Below are 23,904 nucleotides of genomic sequence, written 5' to 3' on the forward strand. Positions count from 1 at the left end.
TGTTTTATAAAAAAAAAGTCTGTCCCGGACCGGAACAGACTTTTTTGCTATATTAATAATGAGCTTAACCCACCATTAGTTAAAGATGTAGCGGATACCAATTTGTGCCTGCCAAACATCATTAATTGTTTGTGATTTCACAAATGCATCACGAACCAAAACAGGCTCACCATTCACAACCTGCGTTCCCATTCTGAATGAAGGAACGCCGTCCGCCGAAACGCTTGCGAAGTTAAGCGGGTTGGACTGTGTTGAGTTGGAAGATACAGTTACCTGGTTTCCTACGCCCCATTTGTTGTTGATCATGTTTCCGATATTGAAAACGTCAGCACGCAAACGGATAATGTTCTTCTTGTCTTTTGCTCCCACTTTTACATAAAAATCCTGTTCAAGTGTAAGATCGAAACGCGTCAACCAGGGATAGGCACCGCCATTGCGCTCTGTATACTGTCCTTTTTTCTCTGACAAATAAGGATGATTATCAATATATCTCTGGAACGCTTCTGTTTGCTGCTCTGGCGAGAAAGTGAAAGTTTTGCCGTTCACCGTAGTTGTCAAGGGCGCGAACGTGACTTCGGAAGCATTGCGGGGAACATAAAGCAAGTCGTTGTTCTGTCCGTCACCATTCATATCCGTTGAGCTGATGTAAGAGATCTTTGTGCCGCTGTTAGAAACACCACCCAATGTGATCATCGTTGCTCCACCTATTTTACCGCCGTATTCTTTGCGATAGGAAACATAGCCTACAAAACGGTGACGCAAGTCGTTACCTGACCATGCAAGGTCCAGATTATTTAAACCATTGATACCCGGCACATTACCTTCAACTGTACTCGATACAGAAGCCACATCTTTGGCCTGTCCGTAAGTGTAACCTACCATTCCGCCAAAGCCGCGTGTTGCCGCTTTTTCCAGTTTACCCGTGATGGAGTAAGAGTATCCTTTGTTCGTGTTTGTCAAAACATAAACATTAGAAACGTCCTTTCCATTAATCAGACGTGCTTCTGTTGCAGCGCCTCCCGAAAGTCCCGATGCAGGGAAACGGTCACGATTGTCAGGGCCAGCGAAGTCTGCGTTTGCAGAGCGAAGGTTCACGTCAATGTAGCGCAATGCATTGTAGTTTTTGTTAAAAATACCTTCAACAGTTGCAATTACACCCCAACCCAGTTGCTGATCGATACCAATGTTACTTTTCCAAACTTGTGGAAATTTCAAATCTTCGTCAGAAGCATTCACCTGATATCCTGTCAATTTTGCTGAATTTGTCGGGTTATATCTCGATGGATCCAGAGTAAACGGATAATTCACCGTATTGTTCACTCCGATCGTCGCCGAGTTCACACCATTGTTACCCAACTGATTGGAAATCAACACATAAGGAATTCTTGACAAGAATAAACCCGTTCCTCCGCGCACCTGCGTCATCCTGTTTCCTTTCACATCCCAGTTGAAACCGATACGTGGCGAGAAGTAAATACGCGATTTCGGAACATTACCCGTGTTCACCTTATAATTTTCACCTTTATCATCCTTAAATGTCAGTGCAGCCACATCAGCATTATAGTATTGCTTCGAAGTGTTCGGGATGGTGATATAATCTCCGCGAAGACCGGCTGTAACCTTGAAGTTCGGCGCAACCTGGATTTCGTCCTGAATGTAAAGACTGGCCGTTTGTGTTTTGAAAACCTGCCAAGGTGCCGCTCCGCCTGGAAGCAACGAATAACGATAATTGAAACGAACCAATGTATCAGGCGCAACCGTCAGATTAGGGTTTGCCAGATATGCATTCGCTGCATTCTTGAAATCCTGGATTGATTTGTACACATAAACACCATTGGAAGTCGGGAAGAACAAGTTGTTCGACTTAAAGTGCTCGTAAGAAGCGCCCAAAGTGAATGTATGTTTTCCGGCAAAATACGTCAGGTTATCCGTGATGTTGAATGTGGAGTAATCCAAACGGTTATTAGGTGTGAAAGGATCGGAACCAATGGTCGTGTAAGTCGATCCGTCTTTCTGGATTTCCACGGTTGGGAAAAGCGGCGCTTTGTACTTTCTGTCCTCGATCTGCTTGTTGAATGTACCGATCAGGTTGTTAGCGAATTTGCCTCCAAAGTTAGAGTTGAGTTCTGCTACGAAAGAGCGCGTGTTATCCTGGATAATGTAGCCTGTATTTTGAGGAGAAATTGCCGATAATGAGTTGGTACGGTTACCAAAACCGGCTGTGTTACTGCTATTGCTCTGGCTGATCAGCACGTCTGAATCAGAATCGTGGTGTGAGTAGCGCAATGTCAGTTTATGTGCGTCGCTGATGTTGTAGTCAATGCGCGCAAGGAATTTTTTACTCGTGTTTTCGTTATTGAAATTATCGATGGCACCGATATCATATTTGAATTTTTCTTTCATGAAAGCTCCAAGATCTTCCAGGTCCGCCGCTGTTGTGCGGGAAACGTTGCTTCCTGTCTGACCACGGTTCAAAACGAAATCCAGTGCAGGGCTCGAACGTTTTACGAATTCACCGTTGACAAAGAAGAAAAGCTTGTTCTTAACGATCGGGCCGCCCAAACGGAACCCAGTGGTCTTCTCATTAAATTCATTGATTCTAATGGTGTTACCATCAGCTTTGTCACCCGCAAGGTTTTTGTTTTTGAAAAAATGGAAAACCGAACCCGAGAATTCGTTTGTTCCTGAGCGCGTTACCGCGTTAATGCCAGCACCAGCAAAGCCGGATTGACGAATGTCATAAGGCGCAATGTTGATCTGCACCTCTTCAATCGCGTCCAGCGAGATCGCCGAAGAACCTGTCCGGCCACCGGCTGCTGCTTCGTTACCCAATCCAAAACCGTTGTTAAAAACCGAACCGTCAATGGTAAAGTTGTTATAACGGCTGTCCTGGCCTCCGAATGACCGGCCATTACCGTATGCATTATATTTAGTAATGTCGTTCAGCGTTCTTCCCAATGTTGGCAGGCTGGTTAGCAGGCCTTTATTGAATGTTGTAGCAGCTCCCGTACGATCGGAACTGAAAATGTCGCTTCCGGCGCCGGTTACAATCACTTCGCTTAGTTCGGTAGAACCGTCTTGTAAATCAAAATTTACGTTCGCGGCTGTTCCCAGGTTTGCAAAGATATTTTCCTGTGATTTATCGCTGAAACCAACGAAAGAAACTGTCACCGTGTATGGCCCGCCAACACGCACAGCAGGGATAGTGTAAAGTCCCTGATCATTGGTTACGGAACCGTATTTACTTCCGGATGGAACGTGAATGGCTACAACAGTTGCTCCCGGCAGCACCTCTCCTTTGCTGTCCGCCACACGACCCGTGATTGCTGATGAAGTGACCTGCGCCCGGACTTCGGGACTAAACAGGGATAATAAGAAGACAACCAGCGCTAAGCTCGCTGCCCTGAAAAGTAAACTTTTCCTGTTCATAAATTTGGTTGATTTGGTTTGTAATATTAGTAGCTTCATCAAGGCTGATGAGTAATATTTACCGTAAAATAAATTCTTTTTTATATCAATAACAAAATTGCAAATCCTACTAAAATACAATACTAATAAGCGTAACTGCCTGATTTGTTGGAATAATGCAGAATTCTGTAACAATACTTCAATATTTTTGACATTAACAAATTGTTAAGAAAGGGCCGGATGCGTCTCAGTGCTTTTAAACCGATTTCTGATGTCTTGACAAGTTTTTTTAACGACTTTTGCAATTCGTGATTTCAGCATATGAAATCACATATATAGTATTATTTCTACTAAGAAAAGAAACATTTAACAAGCGTTCTCATGCAACTCAATTATAAACAAATCGGTGACAGCGGAAGACCTCTGATCATCCTTCACGGCGTGTTTGGTTTCCTCGACAACTGGCTCACCATCGGCAAGACCATTTCCGAGCATGGCTTTAAAGTTTTTCTGGTAGACCAGCGTCACCACGGACGTTCCCCACAGAAAGGATCGCTGGATTTCCCAACATTAGCCGCGGATTTGAAAGAATTTTTAGACGAACATAAGATTACCGATCCTATCCTTATCGGACATTCTATGGGCGGAAAAACGGTGATGCAATATGCAGTGACCTATCCTGAAAGCATTAAAGAGCTCGTCATTGTGGATATCGGCCCAAAAGCGTACCCTATTCATCATAAAAAAATACTGGAAGGGCTGAATGCCATTCCCATTGATGAGATTGAAACCAGACACCAGGCAGACGAAGTCCTCAGCGAATATGAACCCTTATTAGCCGTGCGCCAGTTCTTATTGAAAAACCTGTATAGAAAAGACGAAGGCGGCTTTGGCTGGCGGTTCAATCTGCCCGTTCTGACATCGGATATGAGCAAAGTGGGATCGGAAATTGTAGCTAAACAAAAAATTGAAGCCCCCACCCTATTTATCAAGGGCGAGAACTCCAAATACATTGTTGACGAAGACTGGGAAGGAATACTGCAAATTTTTCCAAATGCACGGCTTGAAACCATTTCGGATGCAGGACACTGGGTGCAGGCCGAACAGCCGAAAGCTTTCGTTGCAGCGCTTTTAAAGTTCCTGGACGAAACTATCTGACATATTTAAGCCTGGGATTGTTACAGGGCATTATAATCAATTCCCTATCGGACATCTGAATTTCCCAGCTCGGGCAGTTCCCGCAATTAACAAGTGCGCATAAAGGGTTTGCAGGAAGCGCTATCTCCGGTTTCACAGCCGTGACCGTTCCATTGATAATAAGTGTTCCGGGTGCACAGCAGGCAGGCTTGCCGTCCGTTTCCAGGATCACGCCGTCGGACCGGAAGATCAGTGTATCTGCTTTGGTGGGGTCGATGGGTTCCCAAACGCTTTTCTTGCCGTCGATTGCATTTTTTTCAATTGCCGCCAAATACCATTTGCCCTGAATGGTTACAAAACTGGCGGTGTTTAAAGCATCCATCGTGTCTTTTTTGCATGACAGCATCAGGACGATACAGAAGGGTATGTATAGTAACCGTTTCATTGTTTTTAACTTTGTTCTTACCTATATGATACAAATGGTGGGAAGAAGGTTGGAAGAAAATTTAAATTTCACATTACATTATGAATCAGTCCCATACGAAGCTTTACCTTATTCCTACGGTTCTTGCAGATGATACTCAGCAACAAGTGCTAAGCCCTCAGATCCTTAGCACGATCCAAAAACTGAATGTATTTTTTGTAGAAAATATCCGGACTGCTAGGCGCTTCATCAGCAGCCTCAAACTCGGGAAAGTCATTGATGAAATTACCTTCATTGAGCTACACAAGGATACGCCGGAGCATATGACAATGGAGCATTTGCGAAAGCTTACCGAGGATGCAGGCGTACTTTCGGAAGCAGGCTGTCCCGGCGTCGCGGACCCTGGTGCCGTAGCGGTTGGCATTGCGCACAGGCTGGGCATTCGGGTTGTGCCATTGGTAGGGCCCTCGTCCATTTTGCTGGCGTTGATGTCGTCCGGGCTGAGCGGGCAGTCTTTTGCTTTTCACGGTTACTTGCCTATTGACAAGGCGGAACGAAAAAAAGCTTTGCAGCAACTGGAGCGCGACGCGCGGCAGAGCGGTCAAACGCAGATTTTCATGGAAACACCTTTTCGCAATAATGCCTTTTTTGATGCTATTCTCGAAAGCTGTGCAACGGATACAATGCTCTGCATTGCTGCGAATGTGACGGCTGAGGATGAGTTCATTAAAACAATGTCTGTCAAAAACTGGAAGGCTAACAAACCCGACCTGCACAAGAAACCGACGATATTTCTGATCGGGTAATAATTAAAAAGTTGTACAATCTTTCCAACCATCCAATAGTTGAACTGCTCTTATGGATAATTTAGAACAATAACTCAACTAAAAACTTTACTTCGCCATGAAAAATTGGGTTTTATGCACAGCGTTGTCAATGGCTGGCCTGATGTCGTCCTGTAATGATGATGATTCACTCAATCCGGTATTTATTTCAGATTCGGCTTTTGAAACTGCAGCGGATGGCTGGGTCGCACAATTTTCGGAATACTCGACCGAAACCGATTCCACTACATTTGAAATGAGTTCGTCACGGACACGTTTGCCATTCGGACTGGATACGAGCAAGTATGCATACAGACTGCAAAGCCATAACCGCGCCGATGATATGTTTATGTATCTCAAAAAGAAGGTGACGGGCTTTGATCCTAACAAGATTTATAACGTAACATTCGAGGTGAGTTTGGGAACGAATTATCCTGAAAACAGTTTGGGGATCGGTGGCTCACCGGGAGGCTCTGTATATCTCAAAGCCGGCGCATCCAATGTGCAGCCGAACCGGCAGCTTAAAGACAAAATGTATGAGTTTAACCTGGACAAAGGTGCACAATCTGAGGAGGGCGCAGATGCGATTATCTTAGGAAACGTTTCCAACGGGGAAGACAAGGCCGTTTACAAGATGGTTCAAAAGAATTCTGGCAGTAAAACGATTGCTGTGAAACCGAACGAAGCAGGCGAAATATGGCTTTTTGTAGGCACCGATTCCGGGTATGAAGGACTTACAGTATTGTATTACGACCGCATCAGGGTGTTTCTTACAGCTCAGTAAGGCTTTTTGCTTTTGAACATAACGCAGTCATGGGCGCCATCGCATTTCAAATGCGGTGGCGCTTTTGTTTTTGGCTCCATAAGGGCTTCTTTCACGATGGTTTTGTAACTTCGCCGCATCTTAACCGCTTTTTCGAACTTTATAATGACATCAGTTCAGACATTTACTTTCAACCCGTTTCAGGAAAATACTTACGTGCTTTACGACGAAACGGGCGAAGCGGTCATCGTTGATCCGGGATGTGTGGAAAAAGATGAATACCAGGAATTGTATGATTTCATTGAAAAAAATGGCCTCAAACCGATCGAAATCATCAACACGCATGCACACATTGACCACGTTTTAGGAGTTGCAGCCATAAAAAGGAAATACAACATTCCATTCGCGCTGCACCAGATCGACGAGCCTTATTTGAGAGCAGTTAAAACTTATTCGTCTAACTACGGTTTTTATCAGTTCGACGAGCCTGAAATTGATCGGTACCTGACAGAAGGAGAAATTGTGAAGTTTGGAAAATCGGAACTGGAGGTCATCTTTGTCCCCGGTCATGCGCCCGGCCATGTTGCATTTGTGAGCCGCGCCGATCATTTCGTCATTGGAGGCGACGTGCTGTTTTATATGAGCATAGGACGCTCCGATCTGCCGGGGGGAAATCATGAAATATTATTGAAAAGCATTCGTACCAAAATGTTTACACTGCCCGACGATTACAAAGTCTACGCAGGCCATATGCAGGCGACTACGATTGGTTTTGAAAAGAAAAACAATCCTTTTTTCAGATAAACTATGATCCGCCGCAACATCCCGAACGCCCTGACTTGTGGAAACCTTCTTTGCGGATGCATCGGAGTAGTAGAAGCGTTTCACAACAATCTGGTCATTTCCTGCATTCTGATTGGCGTTGCACTTGTTTTTGACTTCCTGGACGGATTTTTGGCCAGGATGCTGAAAGTAAGTTCAGCCATTGGCAAAGACCTCGATTCGCTGGCCGATATGGTCACATTCGGCTTGCTGCCTGCTATCATCGTTTACCAGCTCTTAATGCAGAGCATTCCGGATCTGTTTGGCATTTGGAAAGCCTATCCCGCATTTATTATCGCTGTTTTCTCCGCAATCCGGCTCGCAAAGTTCAATAATGATCCCAGGCAAACCGATTCGTTCATCGGGTTGCCGACTCCGGCCAATGCCATGCTTATCGCGTCCCTGCCCATTATCATTCTGACTGAAGATCCTTTTTGGAAAGACCTTATAGTGGACACCGGCCATCTGCTGATACTTTCGGTGGTGATGTCTTTTTTGCTTGTGATGGAAATGCCATTAATTGCGTTGAAATTCAAGCACTTCGGATGGAAGGGAAACGAATTCCGCTTTTTGCTGATCGGGCTTACCGTCGTTTTAGTGTTAACACTGAAAATCCTTGCCGTTCCTGCAATCATCATGCTGTATATCCTGCTTTCAGTTGTAGATAACGTCAGGAAAAAGGATCGGCCGATTGGTAACATTTAGTTTTTGTTGCAACTTTGTCCCCTGTATTTCACGTAAATTCTCTGTAACAAAAAAGTATGGCTTTCTCTAAAATCACTGGTCTTGGCTATTATGTGCCTGATAACATTGTCACCAATAATGACCTGACCAAATGGATGGAGACTTCTGACGAATGGATACAGGAAAGGACCGGCATCCGGGAGCGCCGTTACTTTGAGCACGGAAAAGACACCAATTACAGTATGGCCGCCGCAGCCTCGCGGCAAGCCCTCGAACGCGCAGGTTTGGCACCCAATGACATCGACGTCATTGTATACGCCACTATTACACCCGATTACTTCTTTCCGGGATCTGCCTTCTTAATGCAGCGGGAGCTCGGCATGGACGGCAAGCCCGTAATCGACATCCGGGAGCAATGTTCAGGATTTGTATATGCCCTTTCCATTGCTGACCAGTTCATTAAATCCGGCATGTACAAGTCTGCACTGGTTGTTGGCAGCGAGATCCAGTCGTCCTGGATCGACAAGACCACGGCAGGCAGAAACACGGCTGTAATCTTCGGGGACGGCGCAGGAGCAGCGGTTCTTACCGCCACAGAAGATCCACAACATTGTATATTATCTACACACCTTCACGCAGATGGGCGCTTTGCAGAGGACCTTTTTGTGAAGGAACCAGGCAGCAGCAGGCCCGGGCGCGCAGCAACAAAAGAAATGCTGGATGAAGGCGGCTTCAATGTTCATATGAATGGAAATGCGGTTTTCAAACACGCCATCGTCCGTTTCGGAGAAGTTATTCAGGAAGCACTGGAAGCCAATGGATACCAGCAAAGTGATCTGGATTTACTGATACCGCATCAGGCTAATATCCGCATTAGCGACTACGTGCGCCAGCAATTGGGACTCAATGAGGCACAAGTCGTTAACAACATTCAACGTTTCGGAAATACCACCGCGGCTTCCATTCCTATTGCTATGGCCGAAGCCTGGGAGCAGGGGAGATTGCAGAAAGGCAACCTGATTTGTCTGGCGGCATTTGGAAGCGGGTTTACATGGGCTTCCGCACTGATACGCTGGTAAATAAACTAATACTGTCCTATTGAAAGCATCACGAGCGTACACCCCTCTATTGGTATGATATTTTTAAACGCCAACATGCTTTTAAATTCAGAATTTTCTGTACCAGGGTTAAAGATAACGCGTTTAGGATTTAAAGAAATTATATAATCATAGTACTCGGGCTGATGGCTTGGATTAATGTATAACGTTACCGTATCAACATCCTTCCAGTCCGGTTTGTCCAAATGAATTTCTTCTCCTAATGCGGTTCCCTTTCTCCGGCCGATGAGCAATATCGGATGTCCGTAGGTTCTGAGTTTTTGTGCAGCCAGATAAGCGTATCTGGAAGGATTGGAAGTTGCCCCTAAGATGAGCGTGCGTTTCATACTGACGGATTTAGTGAAGCAAAAAGGGATAAAGTCCCTTAAACACTATGAATAACATTGAAAGAATATAAAATCGTTTCCCTTTCCAAAAAACCGGTCTCGATAAGTACATAAAACAGCTTTAAAACAAATTCTATATCTTGTATCAAAATGAATGAGTCAAATGTAAGTCGGAGTTTCTGGAACGAAAAGTGGGCTAAAATTATATTCGACGAAATCGAGAATGCTCCTCATTATGAAGTATCTAACTATGGCCGGTTAAAGAGCTTCCAAAATAATCCTAAGGAAGGTGCAGTGATTAAAGGTTCCGTAATACAAGGTTACAGGTCTTTAAATATTCGCGTTTCAGGCGGAAAAACCATCAACAGATACGTGCACAAGCTCGTAGCGGAGCATTTTGTTGACAAACCCAGTGACGACCACATATTTGTGATCCATTCGGATTTTGAAAAACAGAATAACTATTATGAAAATCTGAAGTGGGTTACGAAGGCTGAAATGATCGATCACAACCGTGAAAACCCGGCTTTCATTAACCGCGTTATCCCGAGAAGAACGAAGAATTACAAGTTGACGGAAAGTAAAGTGAGGATCATTAAAAAGCTGTTGAAGAACGACAATAACCGCCTAAAAATGATCGCGAAGCAATTTGGAATCACACATACGCAACTTAACCGGATACGTTCAGGGGAAAACTGGAAACATGTAACCATTGAAGATTAAAGAAACTACTTAATTACTTTTTTCCTCCGGAAACCGTATAGCCTGCGCCGTTCGCGCCTTCCTCGTAATCGACTGATAAACCGATTACGTACATGAGGTGTCGCCTGTCGACAAAAATCTTGATATCGTCCACCATATAAGTCTGGTCATGCTCTGTTGCGGTGTCGAAACCCAGCATGAATGATCCACTGCATGCCCCGCCTTTGAGTCCCACCCTTAACCCGTAAGTATCTGGTATTTTATTGGCGGCTAATGTTGTCTTTATTTCCGATTTGGCTTTTTCCGTGAGCTGAACGGGACTTTCCATGTGTAATTTGGCGCAATGATTTATGAAGTATAACCATGAACAAGAATCGTCGGGAATGCATTCGCAATTTTAAATAATTCTCTGCTTAATGCACTTATTCCTTTATTTTTGGGGTTTATTGTTATAAATCAGCATGCTAAAAACGATGGAATATTATTCACTGCTTGTCATTCTTGTTCTTGGAATAGCCATTATCTATGGAGTTTACGCAACTATCACGGCCGTAGCAGCCAAATTATCCGATAAGCAAAGGTGGGAGATCCGCGGTAAGCATACAGACATTACACTTCCTTTGCGGTTACAAGCTTACGAGCGCATGTGTCTCTTTCTCGAGCGGATCACGCCCAATAGTCTGTTATTAAGATTGGTGCCCTCTGCCATGAGCGCATTGGAGCTGCAACAAATATTATTGCATGAAATTCGCGAAGAGTACAACCATAATGTTGCGCAGCAATTGTATATCAGTGCCAATGCCTGGGAGCAGGTAACCAATGCGATGAACGAAACCGTCGCGGTCATTAACCAGGCTGCCACGGAAATTCCCGCAGAGGCGCCTCCCGCAGATCTCGCCAAGAAAATATTCTCACATGTGATTGAAAAGGAAGTTCAGCCTGCTTCGCATGCCTTGAAAGTGTTAAAAGAAGAAATCAGGACATTATTTTAGGGGCTTTCGGCAGTCGGCTATCGGCTGTCAGATGTTCTTGTAAATGTAAAATCTAAAAAGGGCCGACAGCTGATTGCCGAAGGCCGACAGCCATAAAAATGCTTTATCCCAATACATTAGAACAAAAATTAGGCTTTGACAAACTGCGTGAGCGACTTAAAGACGCTTGCATTAGTCCGCTGGGTCAGAGTTATGTTGAAAAAATAAAGTTTTCAGAAAATTTCGGGCTTGTAGAAAAACTGGTAAGCCAGACCGCTGAAATGCAGAAAATCCTGCAGATCGGTGAAAATTTTCCTTCACAAAACTACATTGACGCCACTTTGTACCTGAAACGCGCGGCGATTGAAGGAATGCTGCTGACACAAGCTGAGTTTTCGGACATCAAAGCTTCGTTACTAACCATTCGGCTTTGTCTCCGTTTTTTCGAGAACGAAGAGCCGGAAGCGTATCCCATTTTGGGTGAGTACGCCAAAACAATTCGGGTCGATAAGGCCATTACGGATGCCATTGATCGCATTATAGATGACCGAGGACAGATCAGGGATTCAGCTTCGTCCGAATTATCGCGCATAAGAAAGCGGCTCATATCCGAGCAGGCAGGCATTCGTAAAAAGATGGATACAATCTTGAAATCCGCCCGAAGCAACGGCTGGATCGCTGACGATGTTTCGCTAACCGTGCGGAATGGTCGCATGGTGATTCCCGTTGCCGCCGAGCATAAGCGCAAACTGCGGGGCTTTATTCATGACGAATCGGCCACGGGTCAGACCGTTTTTATTGAACCTACGGATGTTTTTGAGTCCAACAACGAGATCCGCGAGCTTGAATATGAGGAACGCCGCGAGATTAACCGCATCCTGCTCGATCTAACGGCTCAGCTTCGACCGTTTGTGCCGGATCTGCAAAAAGCATATGGCTTCCTGGGATTGATGGACTTCCTGAGAGCGAAAGCAAAGCTTGCCGCTGAAATGGGTGCGATTAACCCGCCATTTTTCAATAAACAATTCATCGACTGGCGCGATGCGCGCCATCCGCTATTACATCTTCCTTTCCAGAAACAAGGAAAGAAAGTGGTTCCCCTGAACATCGAATTGCAGGAAAAACAGCGCATACTCATCGTTTCAGGACCTAATGCGGGAGGAAAGTCGGTTTCGCTTAAAACCGTTGGACTGATTCAGTATATGTTCCAGTGCGGCTTGCTGGTTCCCGTTGCAGAAGGTTCGACAATGGGCTTTTTCCAGAACATTTTCATTGATATCGGCGATGAACAATCCCTTGAAAATGACCTGAGTACATACAGTTCGCATTTGACCAACATGCGCCATTTTCTGGCAATGGCTAACCGTCGCACGTTATTCCTCATTGATGAATTCGGAACGGGAACAGAGCCGGGCTTGGGCGGTGCCATTGCCGAGGCCATTCTGGAAAACCTCACCAAATCAGGTGCTTATGGAGTCATTAATACACATTATACCAATTTAAAGGTGCTTGCTGACAAAACGGAAGGGCTTGTGAATGGCGCCATGCGTTTCGACGGGGAACATTTGGAACCGCTTTATCAGCTTGAAATCGGTCGCCCCGGAAGCTCTTTTGCATTTGAAATTGCTTCAAAAATCGGCCTGCCCAATGCTGTGGTTGACCGGGCGAAAGAAAAGTTGGGAACGCAGCAGGTGAATTTTGAAAAACTGCTGAAAGAACTGGACATTGAACGAAGGGTTTTTGCGGAAAAAAACATTGAAGTCGGCATCAAAGAACGAAAGCTCGCCAAACAACTCGCCGATTACACTTCGCTGAAAGAAAACCTGGAAAACAATGAGAAAAAAATCGTTAATGAGGCGAAACAGAAAGCCAAGACACTCATTTCAGACGCGAATCAGCTGATCGAAAATACGATCCGGGAAATTAAAGAAAACAAGGCGGAGAAAGAAAAAACAAGGACTGTCCGCGTTGAGCTCGAAAAATTCGGCAAGAAAAACCTGGAACTGGAACAAGTTACCGAACCTGCACCAGCCGAAGACATTTTCGAACCGGAAAGCGGCGACATTATTCCTGGAAGCTACGTCCGGATTATCGGGCAAACTGCCATAGGTGAGGTAATTGGGCTCAGGGGAAAAGACGCCGAAGTGCGGATCGGCGATTTAAAGTCCACCATTAAACTGAACCGGCTGGAAAAGGTTTCTAACAAAACATATAAAGCTGCAACAGGAGAAAAAAAGGTAAAAACCAGCGCCAAGGGTGTGGACCTGAACGAGCGGATGCTCAATTTCAGTTTCAACCTGGATATGCGCGGCAAACGCGGCGAAGAAGCGCTTACACTCGTGGACCAGTTTATGGATAATGCCATTATGCTCGGTTATGACGAGCTGCGCATTGTGCACGGAAAGGGCGATGGGATCCTCAGAACATTGGTCAGGAACCATTTAAGGGGTTACTCGCAAGTTTCCGGCATGCAAGACGAGCATCCGGACCGCGGCGGTGCTGGTGTGACCATAGTTAAGCTGAAATAGGAGTCAGGCAAAGCATAACAACAAAAAAGAGGGTGCAAATTGCACCCTCTTGCATTTTATGCCATTAGCAAATTAATGTGCGCCAGCTGGTCTGGTAGTCGTAGCCGGGCGGCCTTTCATCCAGAAGAACAAGATTCCAAATGCTACGATCAGAATGGCAGGGAAAATGATCATGGTGCTGAGCGTTGCCTGGCCGGCAGCCAACTCCATTTCATCGCCAGTTAATCCTGCTGCGATCTTTTCGGCTTTGGCATCATCCAGCCATCTGCCAATCACTGGCTGCCAGATCGCCGTTGAAAACATACCGACACCTCCAACGAGAGACATTCCCAAAGCGCCGCTAAGCGGCACATTCTGCGCGATAAATCCAATCATAGTTGGCCAGAAAAGCCCAACACCCATAGCGAAAATAACCGCTGCCGCATACGCCGCCGGCCCTGTTACAGTGCTGAATAAATAGATCCCGATTGCAGCCAATACGGACGAGCCCCAAAGAATTCCGGTTGCACCAAGGACTTTTACGATTGGAGAAGCAAAGAAACGGATCAGTGCCATTAAGCCTGTTACAAGTGCAAGGATAAGCATAGGACTTGCACCGCTTTTGCTCATGATCAGACCCGTCCATTGCTGTGGTCCAAACTCGGAAATCGCTGTAAGGGCCATGCAAAGGAAAATAAATATAAACAAAGGCGAAGCCATCGCTTTCACATTCTCGCCGATAGAAGTTACGCCTGCAACATGAGGCCTAGGAAACGCCTGTCCCCAGAATAGGAATGCATAAATTACCGCTGGAATCATAATTACCCAGATTTGCGCCTGCCATCCCAGGTTAGCATCGGTCATGAACTTGGATATCAAGCTTCCGACAACAATTCCACCCGGAAACCACATGTGAAAGCGGTTGAGCATTTTATTCATTTTCAAACCTTCGTAGGTGTCCGCTATCATGGGGTTACAAGCCGCCTCGGTACAACCATTTCCAATTCCAATAAAAAATGTCGAGATCAAAAGGCCGGTATAACCGCCTGCATATATGGTGAGAAGAATACCGATAACATGACAAACAAATGCAATTTGCATGATGATTTTGGGGCCCACGGTGTGGTAAACAAGTCCGCCAATGATCATGGACAACGGAAACCCAAGGAAAAACATGAGGTTGATAAAACCAAGCTGTTCCGCGGTCAGGCCAAACTCATCCCCCAGCTGCGGAAGTATCCCAGCCCGGATACTGAAAGAAAAAGCGGTAGTAATGAGGGCAAAACAACTTGCATTAAAAAGCCTGCCACTGTTGATTGTTTGAGTCATGAGACTAAAAGGGTTTGTTATTTAAAATAAGATAATTACGAGCCTGACGACTGAGGTTTTTATGTAAGAATTTCACAGAAAAAACAAATTAACGGCTTTTCTACTGGTTTTAATAAGGCCTGGGCAGTGTTTTTTATGTGTTAAAATTATATTTGTAAGAAGTAAGAGTCATCTATACTACTCTTTAATAAGGTAAAAATCTTTTCAAAACTTTAAACCAACTGTAATGTCAAGAAAGATTAGGATGGGTATGGTGGGCGGATCGCTTGACGCCTTTATAGGCGGGGTCCATCGCCGTGCTGCTATTATGGATGGAGAAATTGAGCTGGTTTGTGGTGTTTTTAGTTCAGATCCTTTCAAATCAAAAGAAACCGGCAGAGCTCTTTACTTGCCGGAGGACAGACTTTATAACGATTTCGAGGAGATGATCCTCAAAGAAAAACAACTTCCCGAAGGAGAACGCATGGATTTCGTAGCGATCGTGACGCCAAATCACATGCATAAAGCTCCTACCAAGCTGGCCCTTGAGAACGGATTTCATGTGGTTTGCGATAAGCCTATTACATTAAATACGGAGGAGGCAGAGGAAATTACAGCCCTGGTTGAGAAAACAGGCCTGATTTTCTGCCTTACCCACAATTATACAGGCTATCCGATGGTTAAGGAAGCGAAGCATATGATCGCCTCGGGTGCTATTGGCAAGATCAGGAAAGTGATCGTGGAATATCCGCAGGGCTGGCTGGCAACATTGGTGGAAGTGACCGGTAACAAGCAGGCTGCATGGAGAACCGATCCCAAACGCTCAGGCGCTGCAGGCGGCTTAGGCGACATTGGAACCCATGCTGAAAATCTGGCCGAATACATAACAGGACTGAAAATCACGCAGGTTTGCGCTGATCTGACGATTTTCGTGGAAGGCCGCTTGCTGGATGATGACGCCCACGTGCTCCTGCGCTTCAATAATGGTGCAAAAGGAATCCTGCAAAACAGCCAGATAGCCAACGGCGAGGAAAACGACCTGAACATTCGTGTATATGGTGAAACTGGCGGCCTGCAATGGAAGCAGCTCGATCCCAATACATTAATTCATAAAACCAACCAGGGTGCAAGAATCATCCGCACTGGGGTGGGTAATTTGTCCAAAGCCGCGCAAGTGCATACCCGCATTCCCGCAGGCCACCCGGAAGGTTATTTTGAAGCTTTTGCGAACCTTTACCGCAACTTCGCTATCCACCTGAGAGCATATTGGGAAGGCCGTAATGCTGATCCCGTTTATGATTTCCCGTCGGCACAGGATGGCCTCAGGGGGATGAAGTTCATTGATGCCGTCATTGCGTCAAATGCTTCGGATACCAAATGGACTAATTTCTGATCTTATCTTTTTTCACCTTTTCATTCAATACCCGTTTTATGAACAAAATTAAAGTTGGCGTTGTCGGAACCGGCTTCATTGGGCCCGCACACATTGAAGCTTTGAGACGTCTTCCCAATGTAGAAGTTGCTGCACTTTGCGAAGTAACCGCCGAGCTTGCCAAAGAAAAAGCAGATGGACTTGGAATCGACCGTTCCTACACATTTGATGAATTACTGAAACAAGATGACATTCAGGCTATTCACATTTGTACACCAAACTTTCTTCATTATTCCCAGTCAAAAGCTGCATTACTGGCCGGGAAACATGTTATCTGTGAAAAACCACTTGCCAAAGATCTGCACGAAGCGGAAGAGCTGGTAAAACTGGCTGCGGAAACCGGCCTTGTAAATGCAGTGCATTTCAATCTACGTTATTATCCTTTGGCCCGCCAAATGAAGTCCATGCGTGAAAAAGGGGAACTAGGCGAAATTTATTCGTTTATCGGTTCTTATCTGCAAGACTGGCTGTTTTACCAAACCGATTATAACTGGCGCCTTGAACCGGACAAATCAGGCGATTCCCGCGCTATTGCCGACATTGGCTCACACTTGATGGATATTTTGGAATACATCACCGGACTGAAAACCGTTGCCGTTATGGCCGATTTCAACACCGTTCATAAAACACGTAAAAAGCCGCTTAAAGCCGTTGAAACGTATTCGGGCAAAATGTTGCAGCCGGAGGATTACGCAGACGTCCCCCATTACCACGGAAGATCATGCGAACGTTTTGCTTCGTTTTGACAATGGAAACAAAGGTGTTATCACCGTTTCGCAAGTTTCTGCTGGTCGCAAAAACCGCATGAGCCTGGAAATCTCAGGTTCCAAGAAAACTTTCAGCTGGTGCTCAGAGTCGCCAAACGAAATGTGGATCGGTAACCGTGACAAAGCCAATGAAATCCTGATGCGCGACCCGTCTCTGGTGAATGAAGACGTTCGCTCCACCATCACATTCCCGGGCGGACACAACGAAGGCTTCCCGGACACTTCAAAACAAATGTTCAAAGAAGTGTACGCCGCCATCGCAGAAGGCAAACAACCAGAAAAACCAACATTCCCAACCTTCGCAGACGGCTACCGCGAACTGCTGATCTGCGAAAAAATCCTGGAAAGCAACAAAGCACAGGCATGGGTAACTATTTAATTTTGAATCAATAACATTATGAAAACAATAAAAGGACCTGGAATCTTTCTTGCCCAATTTCTGGGCGATGAGGCTCCGTTTAATTCATTGGATTCTATCGCTGATTACATGGCGGGGTTGGGCTATAAAGGCTTGCAGCTTCCTACCTGGGATCCGCGTGTGATTGATGTGAAGCAGGCAGCTGAATCGCAGACTTATGCGGATGAGCTGAAAGGGAAGCTGGCAGATAAAGGTTTGGAAATTACTGAGTTGGCTTCTCACATTATCGGACAGTTGGTTGCTTCGCATCCGGTTTATGATGAAATGTATGACGGCTTTGCGGTTCCGGAAGTTAGAAATAACCCGAAAGCAAGAGCTGAATGGGCTACGCAACATTTGAAATACGTTGCCAAAGCCAGCGCAAATCTTGGACTGAAAGCGAGCGCAACATTCTCCGGCGCATTGGCGTGGCCATTCCTTTACCCATGGCCGCAACGCCCTGCTGGTTTGGTTGAAACTGCTTTTAAAGAACTCGCTGCGCGCTGGAAACCTATTCTGGATGTGTATGACGAAAACGGCGTGGACGTGTGCTATGAGCTGCACCCAGGCGAGGACTTGTTCGATGGCTCAACATTTGAAATGTTTGTTGACTATCTGGACGGCCACACGCGTGCGAACATTAATTACGACCCAAGCCATTTTGTTTTGCAGCAGTTGGATTATTTACAATTCATCGATCTTTACCACGACCGCATCAAAGCGTTCCACGTAAAAGATGCTGAATTCAATCCAACGGGTAAGCAAGGCGTTTACAGCGGTTTCGCAGGCTGGGCAGATCGAGCTGGACGTTTCCGTTCATTAGGCGACGGTCAGGTTGATTTTAACAGCATTTTCTCAAAATTATCTCAGTATGATTATGACAGCTGGGCCGTTTTGGAGTGGGAATGCTGCATCAAATCGCCTGTTCAGGGAGCTGCGGAAGGTGCACCGTTCATAGAAAGCCACATCATCGAAGTAACTACAAAAGCATTTGATGATTTTGCGGGAACGGGCGCTGATGAAGCATTCAACCGCAAGGTGTTAGGACTTTAATTGTCGACTTCACAAGTATATTGAAAGCCTATTTTCCTTATGGAAGATAGGCTTTTTTGCTATATCTGTTAACCTATTTATGACTCTAAGAATGAGTAATTTTTTAAATCAAGTTTTACCAAAACAGCTGCGGAGGCTTGGCATTGTGGCAATGGCCTGTTTTTGTGTAAATGCAATTGCGCAAACCGTGACCCCTGAAAAACGGGTGCTCGTTTTTTCTAAAACCGCAGGCTTTCGCCATTCGTCTATTCCTGCGGGAAGAACTGCTCTTATTAAACTGGGCCAGGAAAAAGGCTTTGCGGTGGACACAACCGAAAACTCATCCGTTTTCAATGAAAAGAATTTAAGAAAATACAGCGCAGTTGTGTTCCTGAATACGACGGGAGATGTACTGAATGACAAGCAACAGGACGCATTTGAGCGTTACATTCAGGCTGGCGGTGGTTATTTGGGCATTCACGCTTCTACGGACACTGAATATGAATGGCCGTGGTATAACAAGCTGGCTGGTGCGCAGTTCATGAGCCATCCGGGAAATCCGAATGTGCAGGAAGGCGAAGCTTACGTCATGAATGACAAGCACGAATCCATGACAGATTTTCCTAAGAAATGGAAGATTAAGGACGAGTTTTATGATTTCAAAAACTTCAATCCGAAGGTGAATGTGCTGGTTAAGATTGATGAGAAATCTTACAAGGACGGCAAAATGGGCGATGACCATCCCATGTCCTGGTATCACGAATATGATGGAGGAAAGGCGTTTTATACCAACTTCGGACACGAAGACGCAACATTTGTTAACCCGGTTTTTGTAAAACATTTAACAGGCGGCCTCAATTATGTGATGGCTTCCAAGCTGGATTATTCAAAATCCCGTCCGGAAGAAAACCGCTTCACGAAAAAAGTGCTGGCGACAAAACTGGATGAGCCGACTGAACTTGTTGTGCTGGATGATCAGCGCGTTCTATTATCTGAACGCAAAGGGAAATTGAAGCTTTACAATCCTAAAACTGGAAAAATCAAGGTCGTAGCTGATGTTCCAGTTTACATCAAACAAGAATATGGTTTAATGGGATTGAACATTGACCCTAATTTCAAAACGAATAAGCTCGTTTATCTATATTACTCACCGCCTTCAACCGAAAAAGACACTGCGCAACATTTGTCTCGTTTTAAATATGACGATGTAAAAGACACATTGCTGCTTTCAACCGAGGAAGTTTTGCTTACTGTTCCGGTCAAAAGAACAGATTGCTGCCACACGGGCGGTTCGATTGCGTGGGATGCAAAAGGCAACTTGTATTTGTCAACGGGTGATGATGTAAATCCTTTCCAATCAAATGGTTACGGACCTATCGATGGCCGTCCGGGACGTGAAGGCTGGGATGGTCGCCATTCTTCTTCCAACACCAATTCTTTACGCGGAAAAGTGTTGAGAATCAAGCCAAGATATGGTGATCGCCGGGCGAATATGCCGGGTGGAACCAATTTGTATGACATTCCCGAGGGAAACTTGTTCCCTGCCGGTAATCCTAAGGCAAGACCAGAGATTTACGTGATGGGAACCAGAAACCCGTATCGTATTTCGGTGGATCAGCATACCGGTTATTTGTACTGGGGTGACGTAGGCCCGGATGCTTCGAATGATGATCCAAAACGAGGCCCACGCGGTTATGACGAGGTGAACCAAGCCAGAAAGGCGGGTTACTTCGGTTATCCCCTCTTTATTGCTGACAACAAGCCTTACATTGAATTCAATTTCGCGGACAGCACCTCTGGAAAACCATTCGATCCTGCCAAGCCGATCAACAATTCACCGCATAACACGGGCTTGCAAGAGCTTCCGCCAGCACAGCCTGCATTCATTTATTATCCTTATGCCGATTCGCCTGAATTCGGGGCGATCGTGGGCAAAGGCGGCCGTAATGCCATGGCGGGACCGGTTTATTATGCAGCTGATTTTCAGGATAGCAAAAGCAAATTCCCAAGTTATTACAATGGCAAATTCTTCGCTTACGACTGGATCCGCGATTACATTACATTGTAACCATGAACGAGCAAGGTGATTTGATAAACATGGAGCGCTTTATGCCGAATGCAAAATTCAGCCATCCGATTGATATGCAATTTGCGAATGACGGCTCGCTTTATACATTGGAATACGGTCCAAACTGGTTTGCACAAAATGACGAAGCCAGCTTGTCGCACATTACTTACAATGCAGGAAACCGCGCGCCGGTTGCCATGGCAGCTGCTGCGAACACAGTCGGCGCTGTTCCTTTGAAGGTTAATTTCTCCTCCAAGGGCTCCATCGATCATGACGGAGACGCGGTAAAATATGAATGGAATTTCGGGAAAGGCTTGCCGAAAAGCACAGTTGCTAACCCAAGTTTTACTTATACCAAGCCTGGCGAATACGTTGCTGTTTTGAAAGTAACGGACGCTTCCGGCAATTCCAACACTTCCGAAGTGACGATCAGAGCGGGTAATGCAGTTCCAAAAGTCGATGTTGCGATCAAAGGGAATAAGACATTCTATTGGAATGATAAACCGGTTAACTATGAAGTTTCCGTGGCCGATAAGGAAGACGGAACATTGGCCGACAAAAAAATCCCGGAAGACGAAGTAACATTGACAATCAACTATTTAGAAGGTTTTGATAAAACACAACTGGCGCAGGGACATGTGGCGAACACCGGATTCGAAACTGGTAAGCGTCTCATTGAACTGAGCGATTGCAAGGCTTGCCATTCGATCAGCAAAAAATCGATAGGACCAGCTTACATGGAAGTTGCAAAACGTTACGAAAAAGAGCGCAATGCTGTTAAAACATTGGCTCAGAAAGTAATTAATGGTGGTGGTGGTGTTTGGGGCGAACAGGCGATGGCGGCTCACCCACAGCATAAGCCGGAAGAAGCGGAGGAAATGGTAAAATACATTCTTTCACTTGCTAAGGAAAAAGTGGTTGACAAAAAACCGCTGAAAAGCACCTACGTAACGGAGGCCAAGAAAAAAGAAGGTTCTTATATTTTTACAGCCAGTTACACGGATAAAGGCGGTGTGGCTATGGGACCATTAACAGGTTCAAAAACCATCGCATTACGTCCTGCTACAATCCTTGCCAATGCAGCTGACAGCACAAGCAGCATTTTCAAATTCAAGAATGAAAAAGGCGGCGAAATGGTCATAGGAACGAAAAACGGCAGTTTCATATCATTCGACGACATTGACCTTAGCGGAATCTCCAACCTTTCAGTGGCAGTAACATCAGTCGCAGAAAGAACAGCCGGCGGAATTCTAGAAATTCACCTCGACGGCGTTTCCGGCCCGAAAGTTGGTGAAGGAAAAGTGGACAAAGCAGAAACAATCAACATTGCTATCAAAGCACCAGCAGACAACAAGCTGCACAAACTATTCTTTGTATTCAAAAACACATCAGCTGGCCCCAAACCACTTTTCGGAATTGAATGGATAAGATTTGATAGTTCGGTAATGTAACGCATTTGAATGTTATTGAATAAAAAATGCTGGCCTTGGAAAAGAGCCAGCATTTTTTGTGTTTGCTGCAAGTTATTTTACTTCGCAACCATCATTTTCCTGGCACCATTGCTTTTGCCATCCGTAACCAGATCATAAACAAAAACGCCGTTTTCAAATTCTTCCGCTGATAATGTCAATGAGCTATCGCCACGTTCTGCAACGGGATAAGAACCAACCTTTACGCCTGCCACCGTATAGATATTGATAACCGCTTCTTTCACGGATTGCGGAATGAAGAAACGAATGACAGTGCCTTGAGAAAATCCGTTCGGTGCGTTTTGTTCCAGCGTAACACCGTCTGAGCTCGGTTCCTGGCGTGCTGCACTATTACCAGTTAACGGCTTGATCGTGCCTGACGCCACGATTCTTTCCAATATTTCCAAACGCTTAGCCAGGTCTTGAATTTTAGCTTCCTTCTGATCAATAATTTCCTGTTGCTCCTTCACCGCATTGACCAGCATATAAGTCACCGCACCGGCGTCGTAATCCAAATATTCGGTTTTGTTGCCTAATGTGTCTTGGTAAGTGAAGCTCCCAACCGTGTAAGGCGCAACTTCCTTCATCTCTTGTGCAATGACGCCTACGAATTTCTTATCAGTCTTCGTGCCCGCCTCGCCATTATATCTAAACCAAACCGGATGGATTTTCTTCAACATTTCCAGGCCATCGGTGTAATCAGAAATGTCTTTTTTCAATCTCTTGTCCGATGCAACCGTCCAAACAGGTGTGCCTAACTTAGCCGCCTCGTCCGTGCTCAGATGAAGTTGATAAGCTGGCGCCGACATTCCAATTCCAACTTTTGCATTGTTACCAAGCACCAGGCTGTTGCTTGCTGTAACTTTTGAAAGTGCACCGATTGCGGTGGCATTGATCAACTCAGGATTTCCTCCAGCAGCGTAACCGAGGTAAGTGTTTTTCTCTCCCTTGGTATTTGAATAGCCCGAGCCGTATCCAAAAAAAGCATTATTGCTCCCTATTGTGTTTGAATATCCAGCCTCGGTGCCATAAAGTGCATTGGCTGCGCCGGCGGTGTTTGTGAAACCAGCGTTGAAGCCAATGAATGTGTTATAGGAAGTCTTAGTCATTCGACCGGTTCTAGACCCAATCATAATATTTTCATTCCCATCGACATACTCACCAGCTAAATTCCCTATCATGATATTCTTGTGCCCATGAGCTCCTTCACCTGCCTCATTACCAACTGCAACATTGTGGCTACCCGCACTATTCGCCAATCCAGCATATCTACCAATATATGTATTCCAATCGCCTGATCCGTTGCCCCCACCGGCAAATTCTCCTATAAATGTATTTGCCGAGCCACTCTTGGTGTTTTCTCCCGCTGACTTTCCTACAAAGGTATTTCCACCTGATTTAATATTGTGCAAACCTGCGTTGAATCCGATGAAGGTATTCTCCCCACCTGTGGTATTTTCTTTTCCCGCCTCATGACCAATAAATGTATTATTATTTCCAGCATTAACTTTTCCTGCATTTGTGCCAAAAAATGCATGTGAGCCTCCTTGCGTCCCCGCTCCTACACCATAATGTGTTTGGGCAATAACACTTTGAATGGATAATGTGCCTAGAAAAAACAGAGCTGCAATTCTGTAAATTTGTTTCATTTAAACCGTTTCGTTTGAGAGGCGCTTGCCTCGGTTAGTAATAAGTCCAAATTTGTGACTTATCCTATGTTCTAAACAAAACCAATGAATAAACGG

At 45.4% G+C, this 23,904-nt stretch carries 17 protein-coding genes and 2 pseudogenes; 13 read left to right on the top strand and 6 right to left on the bottom strand.

Translation table 11 applies throughout. The features are described 5' to 3' along the window. Window positions 1-75: 75 nt before the first annotated feature. Window positions 76-3,429: a TonB-dependent receptor gene (locus MUK70_RS16400; RefSeq protein ID WP_234653804.1), complete on the bottom strand. Its 3,354-nt coding sequence runs from the start codon at window positions 3,427-3,429 to the stop codon at window positions 76-78. A gap of 360 nt (window positions 3,430-3,789) precedes the next feature. Between MUK70_RS16400 and MUK70_RS16405 the strand changes: the two genes are divergently transcribed. Beyond that, window positions 3,790-4,566, top strand: a complete 777-nt coding sequence (locus MUK70_RS16405; protein WP_234653806.1) for an alpha/beta fold hydrolase — start codon at window positions 3,790-3,792, stop codon at window positions 4,564-4,566. Here the strand turns inward: MUK70_RS16405 and MUK70_RS16410 are convergent. Further along, complete coding sequence (locus MUK70_RS16410; RefSeq protein WP_234606100.1) at window positions 4,559-4,990, bottom strand: hypothetical protein; 432 nt, start codon at window positions 4,988-4,990, stop codon at window positions 4,559-4,561. The two genes, MUK70_RS16405 and MUK70_RS16410, sit on opposite strands and share 8 nt — an antisense overlap. 80 nt (window positions 4,991-5,070) lie before the next feature. Between MUK70_RS16410 and MUK70_RS16415 the strand changes: the two genes are divergently transcribed. The 5 genes from MUK70_RS16415 (at window position 5,071) to MUK70_RS16435 (ending at window position 9,141) form a co-directional block, all read left to right on the top strand. Next, window positions 5,071-5,775: an SAM-dependent methyltransferase gene (locus MUK70_RS16415; protein ID WP_234653808.1), complete on the top strand. Its 705-nt coding sequence runs from the start codon at window positions 5,071-5,073 to the stop codon at window positions 5,773-5,775. Between the two features lie 97 nt (window positions 5,776-5,872). After that, window positions 5,873-6,577, top strand: coding sequence for a hypothetical protein (locus MUK70_RS16420; RefSeq protein ID WP_234653810.1), 705 nt, complete (start codon window positions 5,873-5,875; stop codon window positions 6,575-6,577). A gap of 144 nt (window positions 6,578-6,721) precedes the next feature. Then, on the top strand, window positions 6,722-7,360 hold the full coding sequence (locus tag MUK70_RS16425) for an MBL fold metallo-hydrolase (protein WP_234653812.1): 639 nt from the start codon (window positions 6,722-6,724) through the stop codon (window positions 7,358-7,360). 3 nt (window positions 7,361-7,363) lie between these two features. Then, on the top strand, window positions 7,364-8,083 hold the full coding sequence (gene pssA, locus MUK70_RS16430; protein ID WP_234653814.1) for a CDP-diacylglycerol--serine O-phosphatidyltransferase: 720 nt from the start codon (window positions 7,364-7,366) through the stop codon (window positions 8,081-8,083). 56 nt (window positions 8,084-8,139) lie between these two features. After that, window positions 8,140-9,141 (top strand): 3-oxoacyl-ACP synthase III family protein, encoded by a 1,002-nt coding sequence (locus MUK70_RS16435; protein ID WP_234653815.1) that lies wholly within the window; start codon window positions 8,140-8,142, stop codon window positions 9,139-9,141. A 5-nt stretch (window positions 9,142-9,146) separates the two neighbouring features. Here the strand turns inward: MUK70_RS16435 and MUK70_RS16440 are convergent, their stop codons facing one another. Further along, a complete protein-coding gene (locus MUK70_RS16440; protein WP_234653817.1) occupies window positions 9,147-9,506 on the bottom strand; it encodes a CoA-binding protein in 360 nt (119 codons plus the stop codon). Window positions 9,507-9,656: 150 nt separating this feature from the next. On the opposite strand from MUK70_RS16440, the gene MUK70_RS16445 reads away from it, so the two are divergent. After that, window positions 9,657-10,229 (top strand): NUMOD4 domain-containing protein, encoded by a 573-nt coding sequence (locus MUK70_RS16445; protein ID WP_234606091.1) that lies wholly within the window; start codon window positions 9,657-9,659, stop codon window positions 10,227-10,229. Between the two features lie 13 nt (window positions 10,230-10,242). On the opposite strand, the gene MUK70_RS16450 is transcribed toward MUK70_RS16445, so the two are convergent. Beyond that, window positions 10,243-10,536, bottom strand: coding sequence for a HesB/IscA family protein (locus MUK70_RS16450; RefSeq protein ID WP_234653819.1), 294 nt, complete (start codon window positions 10,534-10,536; stop codon window positions 10,243-10,245). 145 nt (window positions 10,537-10,681) lie between these two features. On the opposite strand from MUK70_RS16450, the gene MUK70_RS16455 reads away from it, so the two are divergent. Both MUK70_RS16455 and MUK70_RS16460 read left to right on the top strand, forming a co-directional pair. Then, window positions 10,682-11,200 carry a DUF7935 family protein gene (locus MUK70_RS16455; RefSeq protein ID WP_234653821.1) on the top strand — a complete coding sequence of 173 codons (519 nt, stop codon included), beginning with the start codon at window positions 10,682-10,684 and terminating at the stop codon, window positions 11,198-11,200. Between the two features lie 98 nt (window positions 11,201-11,298). Beyond that, window positions 11,299-13,707, top strand: coding sequence for an endonuclease MutS2 (locus MUK70_RS16460; RefSeq protein WP_234653822.1), 2,409 nt, complete (start codon window positions 11,299-11,301; stop codon window positions 13,705-13,707). 72 nt (window positions 13,708-13,779) lie between these two features. Here MUK70_RS16460 and MUK70_RS16465 read toward each other — a convergent pair whose 3' ends face one another. Further along, a complete protein-coding gene (locus MUK70_RS16465) occupies window positions 13,780-15,015 on the bottom strand; it encodes an MFS transporter (protein WP_234608136.1) in 1,236 nt (411 codons plus the stop codon). Window positions 15,016-15,259: 244 nt separating this feature from the next. Here MUK70_RS16465 and MUK70_RS16470 point away from each other — a divergent pair, with 244 nt between their 5' ends. From MUK70_RS16470 to MUK70_RS16485, 4 genes and pseudogenes are all read left to right on the top strand, one after another. Continuing rightward, entirely contained in the window at window positions 15,260-16,387 is a 1,128-nt protein-coding gene (locus MUK70_RS16470) for a Gfo/Idh/MocA family protein (RefSeq protein WP_234655376.1), read from the top strand. Window positions 16,388-16,425: 38 nt separating this feature from the next. Beyond that, window positions 16,426-17,572: pseudogene (locus tag MUK70_RS16475) on the top strand (Gfo/Idh/MocA family protein). Window positions 17,573-17,590: 18 nt separating this feature from the next. Continuing rightward, window positions 17,591-18,643 (top strand): sugar phosphate isomerase/epimerase family protein, encoded by a 1,053-nt coding sequence (locus MUK70_RS16480; protein ID WP_026630903.1) that lies wholly within the window; start codon window positions 17,591-17,593, stop codon window positions 18,641-18,643. Window positions 18,644-18,734: 91 nt separating this feature from the next. After that, window positions 18,735-22,141 (top strand): annotated as a pseudogene (locus MUK70_RS16485) (ThuA domain-containing protein). Window positions 22,142-22,218: 77 nt separating this feature from the next. On the opposite strand, the gene MUK70_RS16490 reads toward MUK70_RS16485, so the two are convergent. Beyond that, the gene (locus tag MUK70_RS16490) at window positions 22,219-23,808 is read right to left on the bottom strand and encodes a tail fiber domain-containing protein (protein WP_234653826.1); all 1,590 of its coding nucleotides are present in this window, start codon (window positions 23,806-23,808) and stop codon (window positions 22,219-22,221) included. Window positions 23,809-23,904 lie beyond the last annotated feature (96 nt).

This window comes from Dyadobacter chenwenxiniae, assembly GCF_022869785.1.
Classification (GTDB): Bacteria; Bacteroidota; Bacteroidia; order Cytophagales; family Spirosomataceae; genus Dyadobacter; species Dyadobacter chenwenxiniae.

Excerpts from the sequence above, each read along its gene's own strand:
- MUK70_RS16465 (WP_234608136.1), bottom strand. The coding sequence starts at position 15,015 with ATGACTCAAACAATCAACAGTGGCAGGCTTTTTAATGCAAGTTGTTTT.
- MUK70_RS16410 (WP_234606100.1), bottom strand. The coding sequence starts at position 4,990 with ATGAAACGGTTACTATACATACCCTTCTGTATCGTCCTGATGCTGTCA.
- MUK70_RS16420 (WP_234653810.1), top strand. The coding sequence starts at position 5,873 with ATGAAAAATTGGGTTTTATGCACAGCGTTGTCAATGGCTGGCCTGATG.
- MUK70_RS16460 (WP_234653822.1), top strand. The coding sequence starts at position 11,299 with ATGCTTTATCCCAATACATTAGAACAAAAATTAGGCTTTGACAAACTG.
- MUK70_RS16400 (WP_234653804.1), bottom strand. The coding sequence starts at position 3,429 with ATGAACAGGAAAAGTTTACTTTTCAGGGCAGCGAGCTTAGCGCTGGTT.
- MUK70_RS16425 (WP_234653812.1), top strand. The coding sequence starts at position 6,722 with ATGACATCAGTTCAGACATTTACTTTCAACCCGTTTCAGGAAAATACT.
- MUK70_RS16440 (WP_234653817.1), bottom strand. The coding sequence starts at position 9,506 with ATGAAACGCACGCTCATCTTAGGGGCAACTTCCAATCCTTCCAGATAC.
- MUK70_RS16405 (WP_234653806.1), top strand. The coding sequence starts at position 3,790 with ATGCAACTCAATTATAAACAAATCGGTGACAGCGGAAGACCTCTGATC.
- MUK70_RS16490 (WP_234653826.1), bottom strand. The coding sequence starts at position 23,808 with ATGAAACAAATTTACAGAATTGCAGCTCTGTTTTTTCTAGGCACATTA.
- pssA (WP_234653814.1), top strand. The coding sequence starts at position 7,364 with ATGATCCGCCGCAACATCCCGAACGCCCTGACTTGTGGAAACCTTCTT.
- MUK70_RS16415 (WP_234653808.1), top strand. The coding sequence starts at position 5,071 with ATGAATCAGTCCCATACGAAGCTTTACCTTATTCCTACGGTTCTTGCA.
- MUK70_RS16480 (WP_026630903.1), top strand. The coding sequence starts at position 17,591 with ATGAAAACAATAAAAGGACCTGGAATCTTTCTTGCCCAATTTCTGGGC.
- MUK70_RS16445 (WP_234606091.1), top strand. The coding sequence starts at position 9,657 with ATGAATGAGTCAAATGTAAGTCGGAGTTTCTGGAACGAAAAGTGGGCT.
- MUK70_RS16435 (WP_234653815.1), top strand. The coding sequence starts at position 8,140 with ATGGCTTTCTCTAAAATCACTGGTCTTGGCTATTATGTGCCTGATAAC.
- MUK70_RS16470 (WP_234655376.1), top strand. The coding sequence starts at position 15,260 with ATGGGTATGGTGGGCGGATCGCTTGACGCCTTTATAGGCGGGGTCCAT.
- MUK70_RS16455 (WP_234653821.1), top strand. The coding sequence starts at position 10,682 with ATGGAATATTATTCACTGCTTGTCATTCTTGTTCTTGGAATAGCCATT.
- MUK70_RS16450 (WP_234653819.1), bottom strand. The coding sequence starts at position 10,536 with ATGGAAAGTCCCGTTCAGCTCACGGAAAAAGCCAAATCGGAAATAAAG.